A 22,984-nucleotide genomic window follows, 5' to 3' on the forward strand; every position below is an offset into this window, starting at 1 on the left:
AAATGTGCCGCACTGCCTCACCTCAGCGTTTCGCACACTCCCATCGCTTGTTCGCCACCGGATGCGACTTCTCTCCGAGAATGCCATCACGCATGACGGCCACGCAAGAGCCGTACGTCGCGACGCGGTGTGATGTCAGCCAAGCGCAGGTCAGGGCCATAGACGCGAGATTGCCCACATCGTGGGCACGGACTTGCCGTTTATGCGGTCAATCCCCGGGAAAACTCACTGTAATGGGTTTCCCCCACTCGGATGAAAATCCATACATCTCTTTGGCCACGCCATCACTGTGCGCCATCACGGCCGAATCTCGCCGAGATTCGAACACTATTCAACAGCCGATGATCAGCCGACCGGACGCCCTTGTTCACACAGCACGGTCGTCCCCGATTTCAGGGCGGACAACGCCGCCTCGACCCGACCGGCCAACCGCTCGCGCAGCAGGTGCCGCGCTTCGGCGATGTCGTGGAAACCGGCGGAGAGGATCTCGCCGTCCACGAACTCGATCTCGTCCACTTCGGACTGGGTGAGCACCCCGCCGTCGAAGACGAAGACCACCGCCTCGGTCCACGGCTCCTGCGGCAGGACGTGGTCGACGACCAGCAGACGGCCCGGTTTCCTCGTCATCCCGAGCTCTTCGGCCAGTTCACGGCTCGCCGTCGCCCACGGGGACTCGTTCTCGTCCACCGAGCCGCCGGGGATCTCCCACTCGGGCTTGTAGGACGGTTCGACCAGCAGGACCCGGTCGTGGCCGTCGGTGAAGAGGACGCCCGCCGCCATCCGTTTCCGGTTCAGGCCGGCCACGAACTTCTCCACCGACCACGTTTCCGCCACGGGGACGGAGTTTATCGTCCGCGCCGGGAGCGGTCGTCATGGAGCCTCGGGATCACGCGGGTCACCTCGGCGTCGCCACCGGCACCGTGCTCGCCGCCGGGGACCGGCAGGACCTGGGTGGCCTCGGGGTCACCCGCCTTCGCCTTGCGCTTGGTGCGCAGCCGCAGCACGACGAACAGCACGACCGCCAGCGCGACGGCGACGATCACGACCTTCTGGAAGACGCCCGCGTACTCGTCGACCAGGTACCAGTTCTCCCCCAACTGGTAGCCCGCGACGACGAAGATGGTGTTCCACAGCAGACTGCCCGCCGTGGTCAGCACCAGGAACTTGGGGAAGTTCATCTTCTCGACGCCCGCCGGCAGCGAGATGAAGCTGCGGAACAGCGGGACCATCCGGCCGAAGAACACGGCCTTGGTGCCGTGCTTGGCGAACCACTTCTCGGTCTTGTCGAAGTCGGTCACCTTCACCAGCGGGATCTTGCCGACCAGCGCGCGTGTGCGCTCACGGCCGAGTAACGCGCCGGCCAGGTAGACGACGATCGCGCCGACGACCGACCCGAGCGTCGTCCAGAACAACGCACCCGCCAGCGTGAACACACCCTTGCTCGCCGAGAACCCGGCCAGCGGCAGGACCAGTTCGCTGGGGATCGGCGGGAAGAGGTTGTCCAGCCCGACCACCATCGCCGCGCCGAACCCGCCGAGGCTGTCCATCAGGTCGACCGCCCAGCCGGCCATGCCGCCGACCGGCTCGTTCGCGTTCCCGGCCATCAGGTATCCGAACATCAACGCTCTCTTCCGCGAATTTCTTTGTGACACAACAAGCCTAGGAACGCACTCCCGGCCGCGGAAGGATGCTGGCCCCCCACTTGCGCCGTGTCCGTCCGCACCACACCCACTGTGGAAAACCACAGGGCGGCCCGTCGGCGTCGGCGAGCCCGGCAAGATCCCGACCAGGATAGCTCGATATCGGACAGCCCGGTCATTGCGGACCTTGGGGACAAATGCCCGACGTGTTCGCAGTCACATCATCGAGTCGTCCTGCGTGCCCGCCACCCGGTGGCGGTGAACGCTCACAAGTCGTGGTCCAGCCCGTAGCGGACGGCTTCCGCCCGGTGGCGCACCCCGATCTTGGCGAAGACGTTGTTGATGTGGGTCTTCACGGTCGCCTCGCTGATGAACAGCTCGGCGGCGATTTCCGGGTTGGTGAGGCCGCGCGTGATCAGCCCGAGCACCTCGACCTCCCGCGCGGTGAGGCCGTCGGGCGCCGCCTGCTTGTCACGCGGCCGTCCGTCGAGCGCGGCGACCAGCCGTTCGGAGACCTTGGCGTCGAACGTGGACTGCCCGGCCGCGGTCGACCGCAGTGCCATGGCGATCTGCGCCCGCCCGGCGTCCTTGGTCAGGTAGCCCCGGGCGCCTGCCCTGAGCGCGTTCGCAATGGACGAGTCATCGGCGTACGTGGTCAGCACGAGCACGGCCGTGCCCGGGTGGTCGCGCGTGATCATCCGGGTGGCGGCCACCCCGTCGAGTTCCGGCATGCGGAGGTCCATGAGGACGACGTCGGCAGGCGTCGTCCGCAGGACGTCCAGGGCCTGACGGCCGTCGGCGGCCGAGCCGACCACGCTCACGTCGTCGAGCAGATCCAGCAGCGCCACCAGTCCCTCGCGAACCACCTGCTGGTCGTCCACGACAATGACCTTGATCACCCGGGCACCTCCGCGACCACTTGCCACCTGCCGTCCCGCTGCCCGGAAGTCAGGCTGCCACCGGCGAGCGCGAGGCGTTCCCGCATCCCGGCGAGCCCGAACCCGCCACCCGGACAGGCCGACGAGTCCGATTCGGACGGGTTCGTCACGGTCAGCCGAACGACTCCCGTGCCATAGACCAATCTCAGGGTGAGCGGCTGCCCAGGCGCGTGTTTGCCCGCGTTGGTCAGCGCCTCCCTGGAAACACCGGCGAGCGAGACGACCACAGCCGACGGCAGCGGCCGTGGCGCACCCGAGGTGTCCAAGTCCACCGTCACCTGGTGGTCGCGCCTGTGCGTCGCCGCCAGTTCGGCGAGCGCGTCGGGCAACGGCAGCACATCACGCCGCAGCGCCGCGACAGCCTCTCTCGCCTCAACGAGCCCGGCGTTGGCCAACCGCCTCGACCGCCGCACAGCGTTGCGGATACCCTCCATATCGGACTTCTCGGCGAGCGCCTCCGCGAGTTCCAACTGGACACTAAGAGCCCCAAGGGAGTGCGCCAGCACGTCATGCAACTCCCGCGCGATCCGGGTGCGCTCGTCCAACGCGGCGGCACGAGCGTGTTCCGCCTGCGCGAGCCTGGTCTGTTCCAGCAACCGTCCGGCTTGGATCGCCTGGATCTCGTACTGGCGGCGGTTGAGCCCCAGCAAACCGAGCAGCAGCATGAACCCCGCGTTGCCTGCCGCGTCGAGCAGGCTGCCCCCGGCGAGCGCGGTGGAGGCGACAGCCAAGGCCATGTCGACGAGCGCGACGGTGATGATCGCGGCGACACTGAGCCCGGTGAGCGTGGCGAACCGGCCGATCGCGATGAGGCTGAGCAGAACGGCCGAACTGTCCTGCGCCCAGCCGAGCGCGGCAGCAGGCAGAACACTGGAGACGGTCAACAGGACGGCCGCCGTGACCGGACGCCGGTGCGCTGTGGCGACAAAACCCGCCCAGCACACCGCGGAGAGACCGTAGACCACCCAGATCCACGGCTGGTTCTCCCGCGCGGTGAGCAGCGTCGCGGCCACGAAAAGGGTGCCGAACAGCTGAACGACGAGCCAGCTGGGCGCGATGGTGTCCGGCAACAGCGGCCGTGTCCGACTCGGCATCGTCCCCTCCCCGTGCGACCACCTTCCGCGAGGATCGCCCCAGTTTTGATCGCCTCAGTTTGATCGTCTCAGTGATGATCGCTGATGGTGGTGACGAGCTCAACGAGGATCAACCGGTAGGCGATGAACCCTCCGAGCACGACCAGCGCCAGCACCACGAGCGCGACCAGCGCCTTCGTGTTCACCTTGCCTCCCCGTACGGCGTCCTGCGCCTTGTCCGCGGCCAGCTTGAGCAGCTTGTCCTTGTCCATGGCACAGACCGTACGAACGAGCCCGGGTGGATTCGGACCATCGCTGGGTGGAGACCTGGGTGGAGTGTGCACCCGCGCCCCTCGGCGGCTGCCCGGGGAACGCGGGTCCGGTGGTTACGCGTCCTTGCCGAACAAGGCCCGCAGTGCGGCGCGGTTGGGGATGCGCAGCTTGCGGTAGATGCGGGTGAGGTGTTGCTCCACCGTGCTGACGGTGATGTGGAGTTTCACGCTTATCTCGCGGTTGCGGTGGCCCGCCGCGGCCAGGTCCGCGACTCTGCGTTCCGCGACGCTCAACGCGCCGGGCCGTGGCCGATCGCCGCCCCACGGCTCGTGCTCGACCAGTTCCATGCTGACCCCCAGGTCTGCTGCTGTCACAACGATCCTTTGGCAATAGCGAACCAGCTCGCGATCGTCAACGGCTTTAGGGCCAATCGGGTGGGTCTGAAACTGATACCGACAGCGCGGCTTTCGCCGACGAGGCCGTACCCGGTGTGCTGGGTCAGTTCATCCGGCCGGCCCCCTGACCGGCCCACGAAATCGCGCGGCAACTGGACCACAGGGAACCGTGGTCCAGTCGTACGGTGGAGGTATGCGGATCTTCCTCGCGGGCGCCTCCGGTGTGATCGGTCGGCGAGTGACCACACTGCTGGTGGCACAGGGGCATCAGGTCGTCGGCGCGACCCGGCGCACTTCGGACGTGCTGGCACGACTGGGCGCCGAGGTGAGCGTCGTGGACGTGTACGACCGTGACGCGTTGGCCGGTGCGGTCCTGGCCGCGCGGCCGGATGTCGTGATGCACCAGCTGACCGACCTCAGCGGCGGCAACAGGGCCGCGAACGCCCGCGTCCGCGAGGAAGGCACCCGCAACCTGGTCGACGCGGCGCTGGCCGCTGGCGTACGACGAGTCATCGCCCAGAGCATCGCCTGGACCTACGAACCCGGAACGGCACCAGCGGCCGAGGACGTCCCGCTCGACCTGACGTCCGGCGCGGACCGCCTGGCGACAGTCGAAGCCGTGCACACGCTGGAGGAAACCGTCGCACAGGCCCCGGAATGGGTGGTGTTGCGCTACGGCTTGTTCTACGGCCCGGAAACCTGGTACGCGCCCGGTGCGCTGATGGCCAACCTCGCCGCCAAGGGCGAACTGCCCGCGAGCGCGGACGTGACCAGCTTCGTCCACGTGGACGACGCGGCTGAGGCAGCGGTGTCGGCGTTGGAATGGCCGACCGGCGCGGTGAACGTCTGCGACGACGACCCCGCGTCTGGCTATGACTGGACGCCCGCGTTCTGCCGGGCAGTCGGCGCGCCGGAACCGGCCCGATCTGACGCCCCACGCGCGGGCTGGGCCCGTGGCGCCGACAACCGCTACGCGAGGCAGGAATTGGGCTGGACGCCCCAGCGGAAGTCCTGGCGGGACGGATTCGCCGCTTTCTAGGGCGAGACCACGGGAACGCCGATCAGGACGCGCAGGGTGTTCACCAGCGCACCGATCGGCAGTTTGGGTTCGACCGAGCGGAAGACCCCGAGCCCGACACCGAGGCTGAGCATGGCGACACCGATCTGGTCGGCAGGCATCATCAGCTTGATGCCGTCGGTGTCCTCGAAGCTCCGCACACCCTGTGCGATCAGCTCGGTGAGCGCGACGATCCGGGTGGCGAGTTCCTCCCTGAGCTTCTCGTCGCCGCTCGACTGCACGCCGAACTCGAGCTCGAGCCGCGTCCACCCCGGATCGCCGACGACCCGCTCGGCCCATGCCTCGAACAGGTGCACGCGCTCGTCCAGCGTGTCGGCACGCAGGATGGCCAGGATGTCCTCGACGCGGGCGGCCCTGATCTCGTCGAGCACCGCCATGCAGAGCTCGTCCTTGTTGCGGAAGTTCGAGTAGACCGCGCCCCTGGTGTACCCGGCCGCGTCGGCCACCTTCTCCAGTGACGTCGCCGCGTACCCGTCGCGCAGGAAGAGCTCGCTCGCGACCTCGAGCAGTCGTGTCCTCGTCCTGGCCTGGCTCTCGGCGCGCGTCAGTCTGGGCACGTTGACACCCTACCGGACTACGCATACTCTGCGAATCCAGATACAGACTGTATCTGAACTGGAGGCGCAGTGACGCGACGCGGTTTGGTGCTCGGGTGCGGCGGCACGGTCGGCAGCGCGTGGCAGGTCGGCGCGCTCGCGGCAGTGCGGGAGCAGTGGGGCTGGGATCCGCGGGACGCGGCCGTGATCGTCGGGACGTCCGGCGGGGCGAGCCTGGCCGCGATGCTCGGCTCCGGCGTCGGCACGGAGGAACTCGTGGCCGGGCAGCGTGGGCAGGCCGATGCGCGGGAGTCCGTACGACGGTTCTTCACCGAGCCGCCCGCCGCGTTTCCGGCGTTCCCCGCGTTGAGCGGGTCGTGGTCGCTGGTGAAGGCCGGGCGACGACAGCGCGCCTCGCTGATGACCATGACCGGCCTGGCTCCGGCCGGACGCACGGATCCGGGCTTCCTCGACGCCCTGGTGGACGACCTAGTACCGGACGGCGGCTGGGTCGCGCACCCCGCAGTGTGGGTCGTCGCGATGGACGCCCAGACCGGCGAGCGGACCGCCTTCGGCTCCCCCGCAACGCCCCGGGTGGCCCTGCGGGACGCCGTGCGGGCGTCCTGGGCCGTCCCCGGCTGGTATCCCCCGGTGCGGATCGGGGGCCGTGCGTACCTGGACGGCGGAGTGGCGTCGACGGGGTCGGCGGATCTGCTGGTCGGCCAGGGCTTGGACGAGGTTCTGGTGGTCACGCCGATGGCGTCGGACAAGGGCGTCCGGGTCGGTGGCGTCGGCGGGCGGTTCGAGTCCCTGATGCGCAGGCCGATGAGCCGTGGCCTTGACCGTGAACTCGCCGCGCTGGCGGCGGACGGCGTGCGTGTCGTGCGGATCTTCCCGTCCACGGCCGAACTCGCCGCGATGGGCCCGAACTTCATGAACCCGCGGCGGCGGCTGTCCGCGATGCGGACCGCGTTGGCCAACGTGCCACAACGACTTGATGCCCAGCTTGGAGGTACGCAGTGAGGTATCCCGCGATCCCACTCGGCGGCGCGGTCGTCCTCGTGACCGGCGGCGGACGGGGAATCGGTGCGGCGACAGCGAGACTGTTCGCCGACCGCGGTGCCACCGTGTGGCTGGGCGATCTGGACGCCGACGTCGCCGCGGAGACCGCACGCGAAATCGGCCCGACGGCCCGCTCGCGCCCGCTCGACGTCACCGACCGCGACTCGTTCACGGCGTTCGCCGATGCCGCCGTCGCCGAGCACGGCCGGATCGACGTGCTGGTGAACAACGCCGGTGTGATGCCGCTCGGGGACTTCGTCACCGAGCCGGACGCCACCAGCGCCACCACGATGGACGTCAACGTGTGGGGCCTGATCAACGGCATGCGCACGGTGCTGCCGCACATGATCGAACGAGCACGAGGCCACGTGGTCAACGTCGCTTCCATGGCGGGCAAGGTCCCCATACCCGGCATGGCCGTGTACAACGCGAGCAAGTTCGCCGCCCTCGGCCTGTCACTGGCCGTCCGCGAGGAGTACGCGGACAGCGGGGTGAGCGTCAGCGCGGTGCTCCCGTCGGCCGTACGAACCCGGTTGTCCTCGGGAGTCCCGCTCGGGCACGGCATGCCCACGGTCGACCCGGAGGACATCGCCCGCGCCATCGTGGGCAGCGTCTCCCGTCGACGTGCCGAGATCCCGGTACCCGGTTACCTCGCCGGGTGGGGACTGTTGAACACGGTCATTCCCGAACCGGTGATGCGACTGGGACGCCGGGCCATCGGTGACCGCCGCGCGCTCACGTCCGTCGACCCGATCACCAGGGGCGCGTACGAACGCGCCATCGACAGCCAGACCCAGTCCCGCAAGCCTCGCAAGCAAGGAGCGGCATCATGACCGCACAGCACGAAGCGGTGATCATCGGCGCGGGTTTCGGCGGGATGGGTGCCGCCATCCAGCTCGACCGGCTCGGCATCCGCGACTACGTGATCCTCGACCGCGAGACCGACCTCGGCGGCACGTGGCACGTCAACCGGTATCCCGGGCTGGCGGTGGACATCGCGTCGGTGACGTACTCGTACTCCTTCGAGCCGAACCCGAACTGGTCACGCCTGTTCGCGCCGGGCGCCGAGCTGAAGCGTTACGCCGAGCACGTCGCCGACAAGTACGACCTGCGACGCCGCATGCGGTTCGGCACGACGGTCACGAGCGCGCGGTGGGACGAGGCGGCACAGCGCTGGCAGATCACTGTGGACGGTGCGGAGCCGTTGTCGGCCCGGTATCTCTTCACCGCCACCGGTTTCCTCTCGCAGCCCAAGACCCCGGACATCCCCGGGATCGAGACGTTCGCCGGGAAGGTCATCCACAGCGCCGACTGGGACGACAGCTACTCGCTGGCGGGCAAGCGCGCGGCGATCATCGGCACGGGCGCCACCGCCGTGCAGCTCATCCCCGAGCTCGCGGCGAAGGTCAAGGAGCTCACGGTCTACCAGCGCACGCCGATCTGGGTCGTACCGAAGGTCGACACCCCGATCCCCCGGCCGGTCCGCCGCCTGTTCGCGCGGTTCCCCGGCGTGCAACGAGCGGCCCGCCTGGTCAACTCGGCCGCGTTGGAGACGCTGTCGACGGTCGGCGTCCTGCACTACCGGCAGGCCCGCCTCGCCGCCAAGGGTGCCGAACTGCTGGCCCGTGCGCACCTGCTCGCCCAGGTGCGCGACCCGGCGACCCGGCGCAAACTCACCCCGCGGTACTCCTTCGGCTGCAAGCGCCCGACGTTCTCCAACAGCTACTTCCGCACGTTCAACCAGCCGCACGTGAAGCTGGAGACGTCGTCGATCGACCTGATCAGGCCGCACGGCATCACCACGGCCGACGGGCAGACGACCGAGATCGACCTGCTGGTGCTGGCGACCGGGTTCGACCTGTGGGAGACCAACTTCCCGGCGATCGAGGTGATCGGCCGGGACGGACTGGACCTGGGGAAGTGGTGGCGCGACACCAGGTTCCAGGCGTACGAGGGGGTCACGGTGCCGCGGTTCCCGAACCTGATCAGCCTCAACAGCCCGTACTCGTACACCGGGCTGTCGTTCTTCTGGACGATCGAGGGGCAGATGAAGCACATCGCCAGGCTGTTCGGCGAGATGCGACGGCGCGGGGCGACCACGTTCGAGGTGACCGAGCGGGCCAACGACGACTTCCTGGCGAGGATGACCCGCAGGCTCGGGGATTCGGTGTTCTACCGGGGAAACTGCGCCACCGCCCGCAGCTACTACTTCAACCCGCACGGCGAAGCCGCGCTGCTGCGGCCCGTGCCCGTCGTCACCGGGAACCGCGACGCGCAACGGTTCCCGCTCGACGACTACACGTACACCGGTTCCGTCGCAACGACAACAGCCGAAGCGCGCAGTCGCGTGGGTACTCAGTAGGCAATGACATCCTTCGTCGCGGCGGCGAGGCATTCCTCGACACGCGTGACAATGCTCGGCGTCCGCGCCGTGGCGAGTCTGCACGTGTACAGGAAACGAACCAAGGGCTTTTCGGCGATCGGCACGGCCACGACACCGTCGACGGTGTCGGCCAAGGCCAGCGTGGGCAGGGGCGCGATGCCCAGGCCGTGCGCGACCAGGCTCAGCACCGTCCGGAAGTCGTCGCCGTCGAAGGCAAGGCGTTGCTTGAAACCCGGTGAGCGGGCCAATTCGGCGAGCAGGCCCAGGTGTGCGTCGGTCACCGGGGTGCCGATCCACGACTCGTCGGCGAGGTCGGCCAGGCGCACCGATTTCCTGTCCGCCAACGGATGCGTCGCGGGCAGGGCGACCACCACCGGGTCGCGGCACAGTCGTGTCCGGTGCAGGCCGGCCGGTTCCGGTTGGGGGAAGCGGTCGTAGTCGAACGTCACGGCGAGGTCGACGTCACCGCGTAGCAGGCCGTCGTAGCTGTCCGCGGTCTCCAACTGCGTCAGGCTGACATCGACGCCGGGGTGGGTTGCCCGCAGCATCCCCAGTGCCGCGGGCACGATGCTGTTGGCCGCCGACACGAAGGCGCTCAGTCGCACCGAGCCCGCGCGGCCGTCGTCGAGCGCGGTCAGTTCCGCGGCGGCACGGGACATCGCCGCGCGGACCTCGCCCGCCACCCGCAACAGGACCTTTCCCGCTGCCGTGGGGCGGACCGGCCGCCGGTCGAGTACGCGCAGTCCCACGCGCCGTTCGAGGTCCGCGATCTGCTGGGACACCGCGGACTGGGTGTAGCCGAGTTCGTCCGCTGCCGCCGCGAACGACCCGAGGCGGACGACCGCGTCGAGCGTCGCCAGCAGGCGTGGATCCATCACGAACATCAGCGTAGCTAATGTCCGGGTAAGTTTTCTTCTCTTGCGCTTATCAGCGTACCGGCTGGACCATGGCATCCATGGACAGCGCTGAGTTGGACCGACTGATCGCGAAACTCCCCCGCAAGCGCATCGGCTTCTACCCGACACCGTTCCACCGCCTCGACAACCTGTCCGCGACCTACGGCGTCGACTTCTTCCTCAAGCGCGAGGACATGGCCGGACCCGGCGCCGCCAGCGGCAGCAAGACCCGGCTGGCCGAGTTCATCCTCGGGCAGGCACTGGCCGACGGCGTCACGCACGTCATCACCCAGGGCGTGTACCTCACCAACTCCGGGATGCAGTTCGCCGTGGCCTGCCGGGTCGCCGGGCTGACCCCGATCCTGTTCCTCACCCGCGACGAGAGCCGCCACGGCGAGCTCACCGAATACCGGGGAAACCTGCTGCTGAACAAGATCATGGACGTCGAGGTGCACGCCATACCCACCAAGGGCGGCGCCTACTGGGACGAGCCCGACGAGCAGAAACGCGTCCTCGACGCGATGAACGCCCGCAAGGCCGAACTGGAGGCGTTGGGGCACAAGGTGATCGTGGTCCCGACGGGCGGTGCGCACCCGGCCGGGTTCGTGGCGCACGCCTTGACCTTCAAGGAGATGATCGAGCAGGCCGCGCAGTCCGGGGTCGACCTCGACTACGTCTACCACACCGCGGGCACCGGGACCGCGTTGCCGGGGCTCGTCGCGGCGAAGCTGATGACCGGCAGTCGCGTGCGGTTCAGGTCGATCGCGATCTGCGCGTACCGCGCGGGCGACTGGATCAACGAGGGCGTCATCGTCGACCGGGTCAAGGACATCCTGCACACCCTGGGCGCGCCGCTGCCCGCCGACGACGTCATCCGCGCGGAGATCGACGTCGACCAGCGGTTCATCGGCGAGGACTACGCGGTTCCGTCGCCGGAAGGCGTCGCCGCCATCAAGGAACTGGCCGTGTCCGACGGCGTGTTCATGGGACCGGTCTACACCGGCAAGGGATTCGCCGGGCTGCTGGAGCACGTGCGGACCGGCAAGGTCGAACCGGGCAGCAAGGTGGCGTTCCTGCACACCGGCGACCTGGGCAACCTCTTCGAGATCCCCCAGGTCGTCGGCCCGGTCGCGTCAGCCGGCTAGTGCAGCGAACGCGGCCCAGTCCACCTTCGGGCGGGCCAGGCCGCGCCTGCGCAGGTAGTCGCGTGTGTTGCGGCGCCCTTGCCGCAACACAGCCCAGTTCGACCCGATGGGGTTCACGACCCGCGACGGGACGAACGAGTCGCCGGTCAACCGCCCGCGCACCAACGCCAGGCGCAGGTTGTCGATCAGTTCGTCGTGGCTGTGCACCAACAGACTCGCCGGGCCCGGCTCGACCGGCACATCCGGGGTGACCCGGTAGCCGGTCCCCGTCGGCTCGGGCCGGACCCTGACCAGCACCGGTTCGCCGGTCGCGGTCCTGCCGCCGAGCACCGCGGTCTCGAAACTGTCCACAATAGACTGTGCCGGTTCCGTCCTCGGCCGGCTGACGAGCGGCGGCCGGGTGGTGACGGTCTCCGGCGTGATCGTGATGACCAGGCGCATGTAGTACCAGTCGCCCAGCGGCCGCATCAACGGGCTGAGGTGCGCGCGGCCGGACGGCTGGCGCTCGAACAACATCGACCAGTATTCGGCCAGGTCACCGGGCGCGGTGGAGATCTCCTCGGGACAGCTCGCCGTCGCGGTCACGAAGATCTGCTCGGGCGCGTCGAGCCCGCTCCCCGTCGGGTCGGAGAACAGCATGGCGACCCGGCTGTCACGGCGGATGTTGTACGCCTTGTACGGGAAACCGAGTGACGTCGTCAGGACGAATTTTCCGTCGTCGCGCAGCCACGGACTCGTCGGCCAGGTGATCGGGGTGCCGTCCTTGGCCAGTGTCGCGAGCTCACAGGTCCGGTACGCGGTCATGACTTTGGCGAGGTCTTCGTCAAGCACCGCGCGAACTTAGCGTCTCCCCGATCACCCGTGAAGGCTTTTGTCGGAAACTCGCTACAGTTCCGCCACCGAAGACGACTTCCTCGCGCCTCTCGACACCGGGTGCGCGGAACCCGCGTCGATGCCATCGCGAGTTCCCTAACCTGAACGCATGAGTCGAGACACGTCCACGGTCGCGGTGGTGATGTTCGACGGTGCGCCGCTGTTCGAGACGTCGGTGCCGATCAGCGTGTACGGCGTGAACCGGTGCACGCCGGACGCGCCCCGGTTCACGCTGCTCGCGGTGGCCGCAGAACCGGGGCCGGTGAACACCACCGGCGGCATCCAGCTGTACGCGCCGCACTCGCTCGACGCGATCAAGGACGCGGGCATCGTGGTCGTGCCGTCCTGGCGTGATCCGCGTGAGCGGCCAGCGGAGCCCGTCCTCGACGCGCTGCGGGAGGCCCACGCGGGCGGCGCGTTGATCGTCGGCCTGTGCCTGGGCGCGTTCGTGCTGGCGGCAGCCGGGTTGCTCGACGGTCGGCGAGCGAGTACCCATTGGGCCTTCGCGCCCGCGCTCGCGGCGGCGTATCCGCAGGTCCAGGTGGACGCGTCCGTGCTCTACGTCGACGACGGCGACGTCGTCACCAGCGCCGGGACCACTGCGGGGATCGACGCGTGCCTGCACGTCGTGCGGCGGTTGTGGGGCCCGGCAGCCGCGACGTCGATCGCACGCACGATGGTCACGCCGCCCCAGCGCAGTGGCGGTCAGGCGCAGTACATCGACCAGCCGATCCCCGAGCGTGCCGAGGACGACGAGTTGTCCAGGGCGATGGCGTACGCCGTCGAGCACCTCGACGAGGTGATCGAAGTCGAGTCGCTCGCCGGGCACGTGCACCTCAGCCGTCGCACGTTCGACCGGAAGTTCCGCGCCACCACCGGTGTCTCGCCGCTGCAATGGCTGCTGCACCAACGGATCCTGCGGGCACAGCAGCTGCTGGAGCACACCGACCTCCCGGTCGACGCGATCGCGCGGCAGGTCGGGCTGTCTTCGGCGGTCTCACTGCGGCCGCCGTTCCGGCGCGTGGTCGGAGTCAGCCCGCAGGAGTACCGGGCGACGTTCCGGATGGCCGGAATCGATCGCTGAACGTCCTCCCGGCCACTCACGGCCCGCCGCGCCCCTGGCCCAGGATTTCGCCATGGCTGCAACCAGGATCCAGGTCATCGGTGGCCCGACCGCGCTCATCGAGTACGGCGGGCTGCGTCTGCTCACCGACCCCACTTTCGACCCGCCCGGCAACTCCGAACACGGCCTGGTCAAGACCGACCCACCCGCGGTGCCCGTCGGCGAGATCGGCCACATCGACGTCGTCCTGCTGTCGCACGACGAGCACCCGGACAACCTCGACACCTCCGGCCGCAAGCTGCTCGCCGGTGTCCCGCTCGTGCTGACCACCCCGACCGGCGCGGAACGCCTTGGCGGGACAGCGAAAGCGCTGCCGAACTGGCAGAGCACCAGGGTGGGCGACGTGACGATCATCGGTGTCCCCGCGCTGCACGGCCCGAAGGGCGCCGACGCGGTGGTCGGTGAGGTGATCGGGTTCGTGCTGACCGGTGCCGGGCTGCCGACCGTGTACGTCAGCGGCGACAACGCCTCCCTGGACGTCGTCGAGGAGGTCGCGTTCCACACTGGACCGATCGACATCGCGGTTTTGTTCGCGGGCGGGGCGCGCGTTCCCGTGATGAACGCCTACTTGACGCTCACCAGCGGTCACGCCGCACGCGCCGCCGAGATCCTTGACGCGAAAGCCGTTGTCCCCGTTCATGTCGAGGGCTGGGAGCACTTCACGCAGGGACCCGGCACGGTTCGGGACGCCTTCGCCACGCGTGGCCTCAGTGACCGGCTCGTGCTCCTCGAAGCTGGGGAGTCCGCCGAGTTCTGACCACCACCTCGTGAGTGTTTCACGGGTTCTGACCCGGCTGAACACTCACGAGGGTTTTCTGTGTCGTCAGTGCTGGTCGGCTCGTACGTGGGCGCGCATCCCTTGTGGACCGAACAGGATGAGCAGTTCGACCGGGCCGCCGTCGGCGCTGCCCAGCCAGTGTGGCAGTGATGTGTCGAACTCGGCTGCTTCTCCGGTCGGCATCACCAGGTCGCGGTCGCCGACCACCAGCCGCAGGCGGCCGTTGAGCACGTACAGCCATTCGTAGCCGTCGTGGGTTTTCAGTGCCGGTTCGAGGGGGTGCGGGGTGCTGGGGATGATCATCTTGAAGGCCTGGATCCCGCCGGGCCGCCGGGACAGCGGGATGAACGTCATCCCGAACTTGTGCATCGGTTTGAGGTGGATTCGGGGGTCTCCCGTACGGGGCGCGCCGACCAGGTCGTCCAGGGGGACGTCGTAGGTCCGCGACAGCGGCAGCAGCAGCTCCAGCGTCGCCCGGCGTTGTCCGCTCTCCAGCCGGGACAGCGTGCTCTCCGACACGCCGGTCGCTGCCGCGAGGTCGGCGAGTGTGATGCCGCGATCGCGGCGCAGCGCCCGCAGCCGGGGCCCCACTGTGTCCAGTACTTCGTCGTCGCTCTTGCTGTCCACGGGGCCAGCTTGCCATAACGGCAAGTTTCCGTGCCAGATCGATCCGTGCCTGGTCAGACTGGGTGCGTACCGACTGGAGGAGACATGATGAGCACCGACGCGGTGACGTTCTGGGACGGCGTCCACGCCGCCCGACCCGCAGCCACCGACCCACGACCGAACATGCGCCTCACCGAGACAGTCACCGGCCTGCCGCCCGGCGACGCGCTGGACCTCGGGTGCGGCAGTGGCGGCGACGCGCTGTGGCTGGTGCGCCAGGGGTGGCGTGTCACGGCAGTCGATGTCTCGGCCGTCGCGGTCGAGCGCCTGACCTCCCTCGCCCGCTCAAAGGGCCTGGATGATCTCGTCGCAGTGCGGCACGACTTGCACGAAGGAGTCCCGCAGGGCGAATTCGACCTGGTCAGCGCCCACTACCTGCACACGCCGCTGGACATGGACCGGGCGGCCGTGCTGCGCTCGGCCGCGCGAGCGCTGCGGCCAGGCGGGCGGCTGGTGGTCGTCGACCACGGGTCCACCGCGCCGTGGTCGTGGGACCAGGACCCCGATGCCCACTTCCCGAGCCCACGGGAGGTCGCCGACGGCCTCGATCTGGACGCTTCGAAGTGGACTGTCGAACGAGCCGACGCGCCACACCGGATCGCGACCGGGCCTGGCGGGCGCACCGCCGAGGTGGTCGACCACGTCCTGATCATCCGCCGCACCGCGTAACAGTGGAGAAACCCATGCCCAGCACCAAGAAGCGTCGCGGTGACACCCCACCGCCCCGGACCGGCACGAGCGAGACCGAGGTCCTGCGCGGCTTCCTCGACTACCTCAGGGACTCCATCGCCGCGAAGGTCGACGGCGCACCGCACCCACAGGCGCGGGCGGCCATGGTGCCGTCCGGCACGAACCTGCTCGGCGTGCTCAACCACCTGACCTTCGTCGAACGCGCGACCTTCCTCGGCGACAAGGTCACCAACTGGCAGGCGACCTTCCACGCCGCACCGGACGACAGCGTCGCCGATGTCGTCGCCCGCTACCGGGAAGCGGTCGAGCGCGCCAACGACGTGCTCGACGCGTGCATCGATCTGGCCGGGCCGGTCCCCGGCCGCCGGGGTACCAGTGTCCGCTGGGCGCTGACCCACATGATCGAGGAAACCGGCCGCCACGCCGGACACGCGGACATCCTCCGTGAACTGATCGACGGCTCCACCGGGCGCTGACCCCTTCACAGAAACAGGAACACATGAAGACCCGACCAAGGCGCACGGCCGCCATCGCGCTCGCCCTCGTACTCACGTTCGGAACCGCCTGCGCCACCCCGACAGACGCCGCACCGCCGTACGCCGCCGCCACCCAGAGCGACCCCGAGTTCGCCAAGGCGTTCCGGCACGAGTTCGCCGACGTCGACGGCGTCCGCATGCACTACGTGAAAGGCGGCACCGGGTCACCGGTCGTGCTGATCCACGGCTGGCCGCAGACCTGGTACGGCTGGTGGCCGGTCATGCCCGAGCTGGCCAAGAACCACACCGTCTACGCCGTCGACCTCCCCGGTCTCGGCGACAGCACCGGCACGCCGACCGGATACGACAAGGCCACGCTGGCGCGGTACGTGCACACCCTGATCACCGACCGGCTCAAGGTAGGCGACGCCGCCGTCATCGGACACGATTTCGGCGCGGCGGTCGCGTTCCAGTACGCCAGCCAGTTCCCCGCCGACACCGCCCGGCTCGGCTACCTCGACCTGCCGCTGCCGGGCCCCGCGATCGACGCGGCCATGTACCGCACGCTGAGCTGGCACATCGCCTTCCACACCCAGCGGCGCGTCCCGGAGGCGGTCGTCGGCGACGACGTGCGCGACTACCTGGCCCTGTTCTACCCCCAGGTCTCGTTCGGTGGCACGGCTTTCGGCGGCACATCCGACCGGTCACCGTTCACCGACAGCGAGATCGACGAGTTCGCCCGGACGTACAGCAGGCCTGAGGCGCTGTCCGGTGGTTTCGAGCTCTACCGCGCCCTGGACAAGGACGTCCGCGACACAGTGTCGGCGGCACCGACGAGCGTCCCGACGCTGTTGATGACCGCCCAGGGTCAACTCGACGCCATCCGGGGCACTGTGGCCCCGCGCATCACGAACATCGTGCGCGGGGCGGACGTACCGCACGCCGGGCACTGGCTCGTCGAGGAGAACCCCCAGTTCGTCGCTGCCGAGCTAGGGCGCTTCCTCGCCGGGTGACCGTTGCCGGGTCACTGATCGATGGTCAACCCGGCCCGAACAGCGAAAACAACGAGCTGAGCCCGCGAACGAGCATGCAGCTTGACCATAGCCCGGCTGATGTGCGTCCGCACAGTGGCCGGGCTCAACACCAACTCCTTGGCAATCTCCTCATTGGAGTAGCCAGTGGTGGCCCAGGCAACCATCTGACGTTCCCGGTCAGTGAGCTCGTCCACCCCGCCGACAGGAGCGGACCTAGGAGCAACCTGCCGGTTGAACAGCGAAACAACCCGGCGCGTAACCGAAGGCGACAGCAACGCCTCCCCCTGGGCGACCACCCGGATCGCCCTGACCAACTCGTCGGGAGCCGTGTCCTTCAGGACAAAACCCGCAGCCCCAGCCTGAAGCGCCTCAAAAACGTACTGGTCCACCTCGAACGTGGTGACGATGACAACCCGAGTCCGGGAAATCTCCGGATCGGCGGCGATCCTCCGAAGAGTCTCCAATCCGTCCATTCCCGGCATCCGAACATCCAGCAACAGGATGTCCGGCGGGTCCCGGCGAAGCAGGTCCAGCGCGGCCTGCCCGCTGGAAACCTCCCCGGAAACAGTCATGTCCTCTTCGCGCTCGATCAACACGCGCAAGCCCATCCGAACCAGCTCGTGGTCGTCGGCGAGGACAACCTTGATCACCGCTCGCCCCCCAACGGCAGATGAGCCACCACTTGGAACCCACCACCTGAGCGCGGCCCCGCCGCCAGCCTGCCACCGACGTCCTCGACCCGGCTGCGCATTCCCGTCAACCCCCGGCCCAGCCGCGGGGTCTGCCCCGGTGTGGCGTGCCCCCGGTCGGCCACCTGCACCACCAATTCGTCCTCCTGCCGTGCGATCCGCACGTCCGCTGTCGTCTCCCCGGCGTGCCGCAGCACGTTCGTCAACGACTCCTGCACAACCCGGTAGGCGACCACATCGACATCCTCGGCCAACCGAGCACCCACCGGCTCCACGGCCAGGTCGACCGGCAAGCCACCGGCGCGCACCTGTTCCACCAACTCGGGTAACCCGGCAAGACCCGTGACGTCGTGGTCTTCTCCGTTGTCCGGTTCTTTGGAGTGCACCGTTTCCAGCATGCCGCGCAGCGCGGTCAGCGACTTCGCACTGGTCGCCTGGATGGCTTCCAGGGACTTGCGGGCCTGTTCCGGCTGCTCGTCGAACACCAGCAGCGCCACGCCCGCCTGCATCGCCACCAGGGCGAAGCCGTGCCCGGCCACGTCATGCACGTCGGCGGCTATCTTCATCCGCTCCTCCAAAGCCACCCGGGTGACGAGTTCCTGACGAGCCCGTTGCTGAGACACTGTCACGGCTTGCACCAGCGCACCGAGCGACCACGGCAACACGACCCACGCCAACCAGGCCAACGACAGCAACAGCGGTGTTTCCACCTCGCGGGCGAATCTGGCGGCAACGGTCGAGTACGCGACGATCCCGGCCACGCCGCACGCCACCAGCGACATCCGCAGCGGAATCCGCCTGGCCACCCCGAACATGGCGATGATCATGCAGAGTTGGATCGGCCCGTACGGGTAGCCGGCGAGCAGATAGCCGCCTGTGGCCGTCATCGCCACCGCGAGCGCCACGACGGGCGCTGCGTGACGCAACGCGACAGTCGCCGTGCTCGCGATGACGACGAGCAGGATGGCCCAGACGTCCACTGGTTTGGCGCGGCCGGCCTGCAGTGCGGCGGCACCGATCGTGCCGAGGACCAGCACGACGGCCACCATTCCCGCGTACCCGAGTTCACGCGGCGACGGCATCCTCAGACCCCAGTTTGTCGCGCGAAAACCGCCCACGCCCACGAGCATACGGCCCGCGACGGTCGATCACGGGGACTGCATGTCATGCCCCGATTCTTCGCGTGCGGCAACGCGACTACAAGCCACTTGGGGCGTATCCCGTCCAGCGCTTTTGCGGCGCCGTATACGCAAGGCTGCGTACTCCGGGTGCCGCTTCCTGCCGGTCGCCACGCGCTGAACCACCGGGTCCACCGTCCACCCAGGACGAGATTTCCGCGCTGTACAGCGTGTTCACCTCCGTGGCACGCCATACAGCCGTGTTCGGGACGCATACAATCAGCGCCATGACCGCTGGGGGAATGTCCGGATGGGATCTGGCGGCACTGGCTGCCCGGCTGCGGCGCGACAGCGACGACCTTTCGTCGTACGCGGGTCTCCTGATCACCATGCTGGCCGACAGCCTGCCGCTGGAAGTGGTGCGAGTGGACCGCAAAACGCGGTTGTTCGGTGGCGCCAGGAGCGACGCGCCCGTGCTCGGCATCGCGGTCCAGCTGGGTGACCGCCGGTTCACGTTGCGCCGGAAAGCCGTCGGGCAACCTGTGACGGCGCAGGTGCGGCTGGAGTCCGGCGGTGTGGTGCTGCGAACCGAAACCGTGGGCATGGACGTGTGGTCCCATGACCTCGCGGAAGCACTCGTACGGCACGCACAGGCCCACGCTGCCACCGTGGAGTTGTTGCAACGCCTGACGTTGCCGGACCAGCCGTGACAGAGGGCGCGTACACCTCCAACATCACCGTCGCTGAACACCACGCCCTCCGCGCGGTCGGATTCGCCCCGGTCGGTCTGGTAATGGGGAACTACGTGTTCAACCTGCGGGACACGACGACGTCGGGCACCTGCGGGTACACCCAACCGGACGCCGGTGATCGGCTGTTCAGACCGGCATCTGTGGTCGCCCCGGTCGTACGTGCCGCGCCCGAGATGCGGGTGGCGGCACACGACGCCCATGAACGCGCTGTCAACCACATGCGGCAGGAATGCCGTGCGCTCGGTGGCGACGGCGTCGTCGCAGTCGAGTTGACAACCAGGCCGTTCCCCTTCGGCGGGACTGAGTTCCTCGCTGTCGGCACGGCCGTGCGCGCGACGGGCGCCGTGCGGTCACCGGAGCCTTTCCTGTCCGATCTGAGCGGGCAGGACTTCGCCAAGCTGATCGAGGCGGGCTGGGTGCCGTGCGGCCTCGTCATCGGGTTGGCAGTCGTGCTGCGGCACGACGACAGCAACCCGTTGATACCACGAAGGTGGCGGGACAACGCCGAGATTCGTGGCTACACCGAGCTGGCACAGGCCGCGCGGACAGCCGCAAGGGACCAGATCCGCCACGAAGTCGTTCGCCTCGGCGGCGCGGGCGTCGTCGCGCGTGCCGTGTCGTTGAAGCTGAGTCTGCAGCTGTGCCGAATGCCGCAGCGGGCAGGACATGACCGCTTGGCCGAGGCGATCGTGGTCGGTACGGCGATCACGCCGTTCCGACACGGTGGTCCGGGCACGCCGCCGCTGCCGGTGATGCGGCTTCGTTGAAGGAGGGGGACGGATGGACTCGAGCGGTGCGGAGCTGTCGGCCGAGGCGATGGCCAGGCTCAACGAGCTGAAGCCGGGCAAGCCGGGGGCGATCTTCACGTCGGACATGTCGGTGAACGAGTTCCTGCTGGTCCGCCACGCGGGTTTCCGGCCACTGGGGATGGTGCTGGGGACCTCGGTGTACCAGGTCGGGCTCCAACTCGGCCGATGGAGCCGCAACCAGGAGCTGGACAAGCTCTCCCAGGCGATGTACCACGCCAGGGAGCTGGCGATGGCGAGGATGCAGACCGAGGCGGACGTGCTCGGCGCCGACGGCATCGTGGCGGTCCGCCTGAAGGTCGAGCGCAAGGAGTGGGCATCGGACATCGCGGAGTTCGTCGCGATCGGCACCGCGGTCAAGGCGGAATCAGGAGGTCAGTGGCGCAACCACCGCAACCAGCCGTTCACGTCCGACCTGTCCGGCCAGGACTTCTGGACGTTGCTGCAGACCGGGTACACACCAGTGGGCATGGTGATGGGCACCTGCGTCTACCACGTGGCGCACCGGACGGTCGGCAACGTGGTGTCCTCCATCGGGCGCAACACTGAACTGACGCAATACACCCAGGCGCTCTACAACGCCAGGGAGCTCGCCATGCAGCGCATGCGGAAGGAAGCCGAGGACCTGCGCGCGGAGGGGATCGTGGGCGTGCAGCTGTCCCAGCTCAACCACACGTGGGGCAGTCACACCACGGAGTTCTTCGCGATCGGCACCGCGGTGCGTCCGATCCGCGACGACCACACCATCCCGGACCCGTACTTCGTCCTCGGTCTCGACGCGTAAGCCCGGCACGCACCCTTGTGGATCAGAAATCGACGAGCTCGATCATGACGGTCGCGGTGCCGCCGACGTCGAGCGCCTCGGCCTTGCGGACGGCGCGCTTGATCGGCAGGACGTAGCAGCCCTCGGCGCTGGGGAAGATCGACGTGCGCCAGACGGTGGCACCGACCGTGACGATGACCCGGACCGAGCCGAAGCCGCGTCTGGCTCCCTCGGTGATCTCCTGGATCTCCTCGGAGATGGCCTCCGGCACGCTGACGAACGTCCAGCTTTCGGACTTGCGCGCGTCCCACAGCCACAGGTCGGCATCGAACGTGACGATCACGCCCCGCAGCATGGCACAGGGCTCCGACAGTTCTACCGCGAGCGGTGCAGGCGGCGGTACTCGCTGGGTGACAGGCCCGTTTCCCTGCGGAACAGGACGCGGAAGTTCGCCGCGGTCCCCATCCCCGTCCGCTCGGCCACCCGGTCGACCGACCAGTCCGAGGTCTCCAGCAGCCTGCGGGCGGCCAGCACGCGCTGCGAGGTCAGCCACTGCATCGGCGGCATGCCGGTCTCGTCGCGGAACCTGCGGATGAACGTGCGCCTGGCCATCGCGCTGCGCCGCGCGAGGCCGTCGACCGTGATCGGCGCGCTCAGGTTGTCCAGTGCCCACGTCCGGGTCTCGGACAGATCTGTTCCAGGCGGTGACATCACGTCCACGTACTGCGGCTGGGGTCCCGGCCGGGTGGGCGGCGCGACGATGCTCTTGCCCGCCGCGCGTTCCACGTCGACGCCGAAGTCGTCGCGGATCAGGTGCAGGCACACGTCGATGCCCGCGCCCCCGCCCGCCGAGGTCAGCAGGGTGCCGTCTGCCACGAACAGGACGTTGTCGACGACCTCGGTGTCCGGGTACATCGCACGCAACTGGTCCGTGTGCCGCCAGTGGGTCGTGACCTGCCGCCCTGCCGTGATCCCGCTGGCCGCCAGGCCGAACGTCCCCGTGCAGATGGCCAGGATCGTCGCACCGCGGGCCTCGCTGTGGGCGATCGCTTCCAGGTAGTCGTCCGGCAGGGGCAGGTGTGGTTCCTCGTAACCAGGGACCACGACCACATCCGCCTCGCCGAGCGCGTCGAGGCCGTGCGTCGGCGCGATCGTCACTCCGTCGGCGCGGGCGGGCGCGGTGCCGCACACTATCAGCGGGTAGCGCTCGCCGAGGACGTTGGCGGCGATGCTGTAGTCGACCAGGTAGAGCTGGGGTACCGCCAGGATCGCGACCGTACGTGACACGTCTCCATGGTGGCACGATCCTTGCTGTGAACGGCACCGTTGCCCCTCGTTCGTGCGCGCCCACGCTTCTACCGTCGACGGCATGACACAGACCGAAAGCTTCGGTGTTCCCTGGGAAGCGGGCTACGGCTATGTGCAGGCCGTCCGGCACGGTGACACGATTCACCTGTCCGGCCAGGTCTCGCACGACGGCGCGGACCTCGTCGCCCCGGCTCCACTCGACGAGGACGGGAAGATCACCGACTTCGGAAACATGCGCGCCCAAATGCGACAGTCCTATATGAACGCGGAGACGATGCTGCGCCGGTTCGGCGCGTCGCTGGACAACGTCGTCGACGAGGTCATCTTCGTGGTGGACATGGCGGCCGCGTTCGAGGTCGTCGGCGAGGTCCGCAAGGCCGCGTACGGCAGGCAGGACCCCCAGGTCGCCAGCACGATCGTGGGCACGACCAGGCTGGCGTTCCCCGAGTTGCTCGTGGAGATCAGGATGACCGCCAAGGTGTGACGGGC

27 protein-coding genes and 1 pseudogene are annotated in these 22,984 nt (G+C 68.7%); 14 read left to right on the forward strand and 14 right to left on the reverse strand.

The window, feature by feature from the left end:
- Positions 1-345 precede the first annotated feature (345 nt).
- The 6 genes and pseudogenes from ALI144C_RS40785 to ALI144C_RS40810 all read right to left on the reverse strand — a co-directional run bounded on the left by ALI144C_RS40785 (position 346) and on the right by ALI144C_RS40810 (position 4,298).
- Positions 346-834 (reverse strand): NUDIX domain-containing protein, encoded by a 489-nt coding sequence (locus ALI144C_RS40785; RefSeq protein ID WP_237774551.1) that lies wholly within the window; start codon positions 832-834, stop codon positions 346-348.
- A 137-nt stretch (positions 835-971) separates the two neighbouring features.
- A pseudogene (locus ALI144C_RS40790) lies at positions 972-1,619 on the reverse strand (DedA family protein); the annotation flags it as partial.
- A 287-nt stretch (positions 1,620-1,906) separates the two neighbouring features.
- Entirely contained in the window at positions 1,907-2,539 is a 633-nt protein-coding gene (locus tag ALI144C_RS40795) for a response regulator (protein WP_076992552.1), read from the reverse strand.
- Positions 2,536-3,672, reverse strand: coding sequence for a sensor histidine kinase (locus tag ALI144C_RS40800; protein WP_076992553.1), 1,137 nt, complete (start codon positions 3,670-3,672; stop codon positions 2,536-2,538). Before ALI144C_RS40800 ends, ALI144C_RS40795 begins: the two co-directional genes overlap by 4 nt.
- 68 nt (positions 3,673-3,740) lie before the next feature.
- On the reverse strand, positions 3,741-3,923 hold the full coding sequence (locus ALI144C_RS40805; protein WP_076992554.1) for a hypothetical protein: 183 nt from the start codon (positions 3,921-3,923) through the stop codon (positions 3,741-3,743).
- Positions 3,924-4,037: 114 nt separating this feature from the next.
- A complete protein-coding gene (locus ALI144C_RS40810) occupies positions 4,038-4,298 on the reverse strand; it encodes a helix-turn-helix domain-containing protein (protein WP_441297595.1) in 261 nt (86 codons plus the stop codon).
- 214 nt (positions 4,299-4,512) lie between these two features.
- Here ALI144C_RS40810 and ALI144C_RS40815 point away from each other — a divergent pair, with 214 nt between their 5' ends.
- The gene (locus ALI144C_RS40815) at positions 4,513-5,358 is read left to right on the forward strand and encodes an NAD-dependent epimerase/dehydratase family protein (RefSeq protein ID WP_076992555.1); all 846 of its coding nucleotides are present in this window, start codon (positions 4,513-4,515) and stop codon (positions 5,356-5,358) included.
- Here the strand turns inward: ALI144C_RS40815 and ALI144C_RS40820 are convergent.
- Complete coding sequence (locus ALI144C_RS40820) at positions 5,355-5,954, reverse strand: TetR/AcrR family transcriptional regulator (RefSeq protein ID WP_076992556.1); 600 nt, start codon at positions 5,952-5,954, stop codon at positions 5,355-5,357. The genes ALI144C_RS40815 and ALI144C_RS40820 overlap by 4 nt on opposite strands.
- Before the next feature lie 69 nt (positions 5,955-6,023).
- Here ALI144C_RS40820 and ALI144C_RS40825 point away from each other — a divergent pair, with 69 nt between their 5' ends.
- From ALI144C_RS40825 to ALI144C_RS40835, 3 genes are read left to right on the forward strand one after another with little or no spacing between them, the layout of a single operon-like run.
- Complete coding sequence (locus ALI144C_RS40825; RefSeq protein WP_076992557.1) at positions 6,024-6,956, forward strand: patatin-like phospholipase family protein; 933 nt, start codon at positions 6,024-6,026, stop codon at positions 6,954-6,956.
- Positions 6,953-7,828: an SDR family oxidoreductase gene (locus tag ALI144C_RS40830; protein ID WP_076992558.1), complete on the forward strand. Its 876-nt coding sequence runs from the start codon at positions 6,953-6,955 to the stop codon at positions 7,826-7,828. Before ALI144C_RS40825 ends, ALI144C_RS40830 begins: the two co-directional genes overlap by 4 nt.
- Entirely contained in the window at positions 7,825-9,357 is a 1,533-nt protein-coding gene (locus ALI144C_RS40835) for a flavin-containing monooxygenase (protein WP_076992559.1), read from the forward strand. Before ALI144C_RS40830 ends, ALI144C_RS40835 begins: the two co-directional genes overlap by 4 nt.
- Here the strand turns inward: ALI144C_RS40835 and ALI144C_RS40840 are convergent.
- Positions 9,351-10,253 (reverse strand): LysR family transcriptional regulator, encoded by a 903-nt coding sequence (locus ALI144C_RS40840; RefSeq protein WP_237774577.1) that lies wholly within the window; start codon positions 10,251-10,253, stop codon positions 9,351-9,353. The two genes, ALI144C_RS40835 and ALI144C_RS40840, sit on opposite strands and share 7 nt — an antisense overlap.
- 80 nt (positions 10,254-10,333) lie before the next feature.
- On the opposite strand from ALI144C_RS40840, the gene ALI144C_RS40845 reads away from it, so the two are divergent.
- Positions 10,334-11,419, forward strand: a complete 1,086-nt coding sequence (locus ALI144C_RS40845) for a 1-aminocyclopropane-1-carboxylate deaminase/D-cysteine desulfhydrase (RefSeq protein WP_076992560.1) — start codon at positions 10,334-10,336, stop codon at positions 11,417-11,419.
- Here the strand turns inward: ALI144C_RS40845 and ALI144C_RS40850 are convergent.
- A complete protein-coding gene (locus ALI144C_RS40850) occupies positions 11,408-12,250 on the reverse strand; it encodes a pyridoxamine 5'-phosphate oxidase family protein (protein WP_202819170.1) in 843 nt (280 codons plus the stop codon). The two genes, ALI144C_RS40845 and ALI144C_RS40850, sit on opposite strands and share 12 nt — an antisense overlap.
- Before the next feature lie 151 nt (positions 12,251-12,401).
- On the opposite strand from ALI144C_RS40850, the gene ALI144C_RS40855 reads away from it, so the two are divergent.
- Together ALI144C_RS40855 and ALI144C_RS40860 are read left to right on the forward strand one after the other, a co-directional pair.
- On the forward strand, positions 12,402-13,376 hold the full coding sequence (locus ALI144C_RS40855; protein WP_076992562.1) for a GlxA family transcriptional regulator: 975 nt from the start codon (positions 12,402-12,404) through the stop codon (positions 13,374-13,376).
- 52 nt (positions 13,377-13,428) lie between these two features.
- Positions 13,429-14,172 (forward strand): MBL fold metallo-hydrolase, encoded by a 744-nt coding sequence (locus ALI144C_RS40860; protein WP_076992563.1) that lies wholly within the window; start codon positions 13,429-13,431, stop codon positions 14,170-14,172.
- A 66-nt stretch (positions 14,173-14,238) separates the two neighbouring features.
- Here ALI144C_RS40860 and ALI144C_RS40865 read toward each other — a convergent pair whose 3' ends face one another.
- Positions 14,239-14,820 (reverse strand): helix-turn-helix domain-containing protein, encoded by a 582-nt coding sequence (locus ALI144C_RS40865; protein WP_076992564.1) that lies wholly within the window; start codon positions 14,818-14,820, stop codon positions 14,239-14,241.
- A gap of 84 nt (positions 14,821-14,904) precedes the next feature.
- Between ALI144C_RS40865 and ALI144C_RS40870 the strand changes: the two genes are divergently transcribed.
- Genes ALI144C_RS40870 through ALI144C_RS40880 form a run of 3 tightly spaced genes read left to right on the forward strand, consistent with a single transcriptional unit; the run spans position 14,905 to position 17,038 of the window.
- Positions 14,905-15,528 (forward strand): SAM-dependent methyltransferase, encoded by a 624-nt coding sequence (locus ALI144C_RS40870; RefSeq protein WP_076992565.1) that lies wholly within the window; start codon positions 14,905-14,907, stop codon positions 15,526-15,528.
- Positions 15,529-15,542: 14 nt separating this feature from the next.
- Positions 15,543-16,025 (forward strand): DinB family protein, encoded by a 483-nt coding sequence (locus tag ALI144C_RS40875; RefSeq protein WP_076992835.1) that lies wholly within the window; start codon positions 15,543-15,545, stop codon positions 16,023-16,025.
- A 23-nt stretch (positions 16,026-16,048) separates the two neighbouring features.
- Positions 16,049-17,038, forward strand: a complete 990-nt coding sequence (locus tag ALI144C_RS40880; RefSeq protein WP_076992566.1) for an alpha/beta fold hydrolase — start codon at positions 16,049-16,051, stop codon at positions 17,036-17,038.
- Positions 17,039-17,049: 11 nt separating this feature from the next.
- On the opposite strand, the gene ALI144C_RS40885 is transcribed toward ALI144C_RS40880, so the two are convergent.
- Both ALI144C_RS40885 and ALI144C_RS40890 read right to left on the reverse strand, forming a co-directional pair.
- Positions 17,050-17,709, reverse strand: a complete 660-nt coding sequence (locus ALI144C_RS40885; RefSeq protein WP_076992567.1) for a response regulator transcription factor — start codon at positions 17,707-17,709, stop codon at positions 17,050-17,052.
- Complete coding sequence (locus ALI144C_RS40890; RefSeq protein ID WP_076992568.1) at positions 17,706-18,830, reverse strand: sensor histidine kinase; 1,125 nt, start codon at positions 18,828-18,830, stop codon at positions 17,706-17,708. Before ALI144C_RS40890 ends, ALI144C_RS40885 begins: the two co-directional genes overlap by 4 nt.
- A gap of 323 nt (positions 18,831-19,153) precedes the next feature.
- Between ALI144C_RS40890 and ALI144C_RS40895 the strand changes: the two genes are divergently transcribed.
- Genes ALI144C_RS40895 through ALI144C_RS40905 form a run of 3 tightly spaced genes read left to right on the forward strand, consistent with a single transcriptional unit; the run spans position 19,154 to position 21,208 of the window.
- Positions 19,154-19,576 carry a hypothetical protein gene (locus tag ALI144C_RS40895; RefSeq protein WP_143231159.1) on the forward strand — a complete coding sequence of 141 codons (423 nt, stop codon included), beginning with the start codon at positions 19,154-19,156 and terminating at the stop codon, positions 19,574-19,576.
- On the forward strand, positions 19,573-20,385 hold the full coding sequence (locus ALI144C_RS40900) for a heavy metal-binding domain-containing protein (RefSeq protein WP_076992570.1): 813 nt from the start codon (positions 19,573-19,575) through the stop codon (positions 20,383-20,385). The genes ALI144C_RS40895 and ALI144C_RS40900 overlap by 4 nt, the downstream gene beginning before the upstream one ends.
- A gap of 13 nt (positions 20,386-20,398) precedes the next feature.
- A complete protein-coding gene (locus ALI144C_RS40905) occupies positions 20,399-21,208 on the forward strand; it encodes a heavy metal-binding domain-containing protein (RefSeq protein ID WP_237774552.1) in 810 nt (269 codons plus the stop codon).
- A 22-nt stretch (positions 21,209-21,230) separates the two neighbouring features.
- Here ALI144C_RS40905 and ALI144C_RS40910 read toward each other — a convergent pair whose 3' ends face one another.
- Positions 21,231-21,530: a DUF1905 domain-containing protein gene (locus ALI144C_RS40910; RefSeq protein WP_076992837.1), complete on the reverse strand. Its 300-nt coding sequence runs from the start codon at positions 21,528-21,530 to the stop codon at positions 21,231-21,233.
- Positions 21,531-21,562: 32 nt separating this feature from the next.
- Positions 21,563-22,474: a GlxA family transcriptional regulator gene (locus tag ALI144C_RS40915; protein ID WP_076992571.1), complete on the reverse strand. Its 912-nt coding sequence runs from the start codon at positions 22,472-22,474 to the stop codon at positions 21,563-21,565.
- Between the two features lie 82 nt (positions 22,475-22,556).
- On the opposite strand from ALI144C_RS40915, the gene ALI144C_RS40920 reads away from it, so the two are divergent.
- On the forward strand, positions 22,557-22,979 hold the full coding sequence (locus ALI144C_RS40920; protein WP_076992572.1) for a RidA family protein: 423 nt from the start codon (positions 22,557-22,559) through the stop codon (positions 22,977-22,979).
- The last annotated feature ends 5 nt before the right edge of the window (positions 22,980-22,984 follow it).

It is taken from the genome of Actinosynnema sp. ALI-1.44, from assembly GCF_001984155.1.
Lineage (GTDB): Bacteria > Actinomycetota > Actinomycetes > Mycobacteriales > Pseudonocardiaceae > Kibdelosporangium.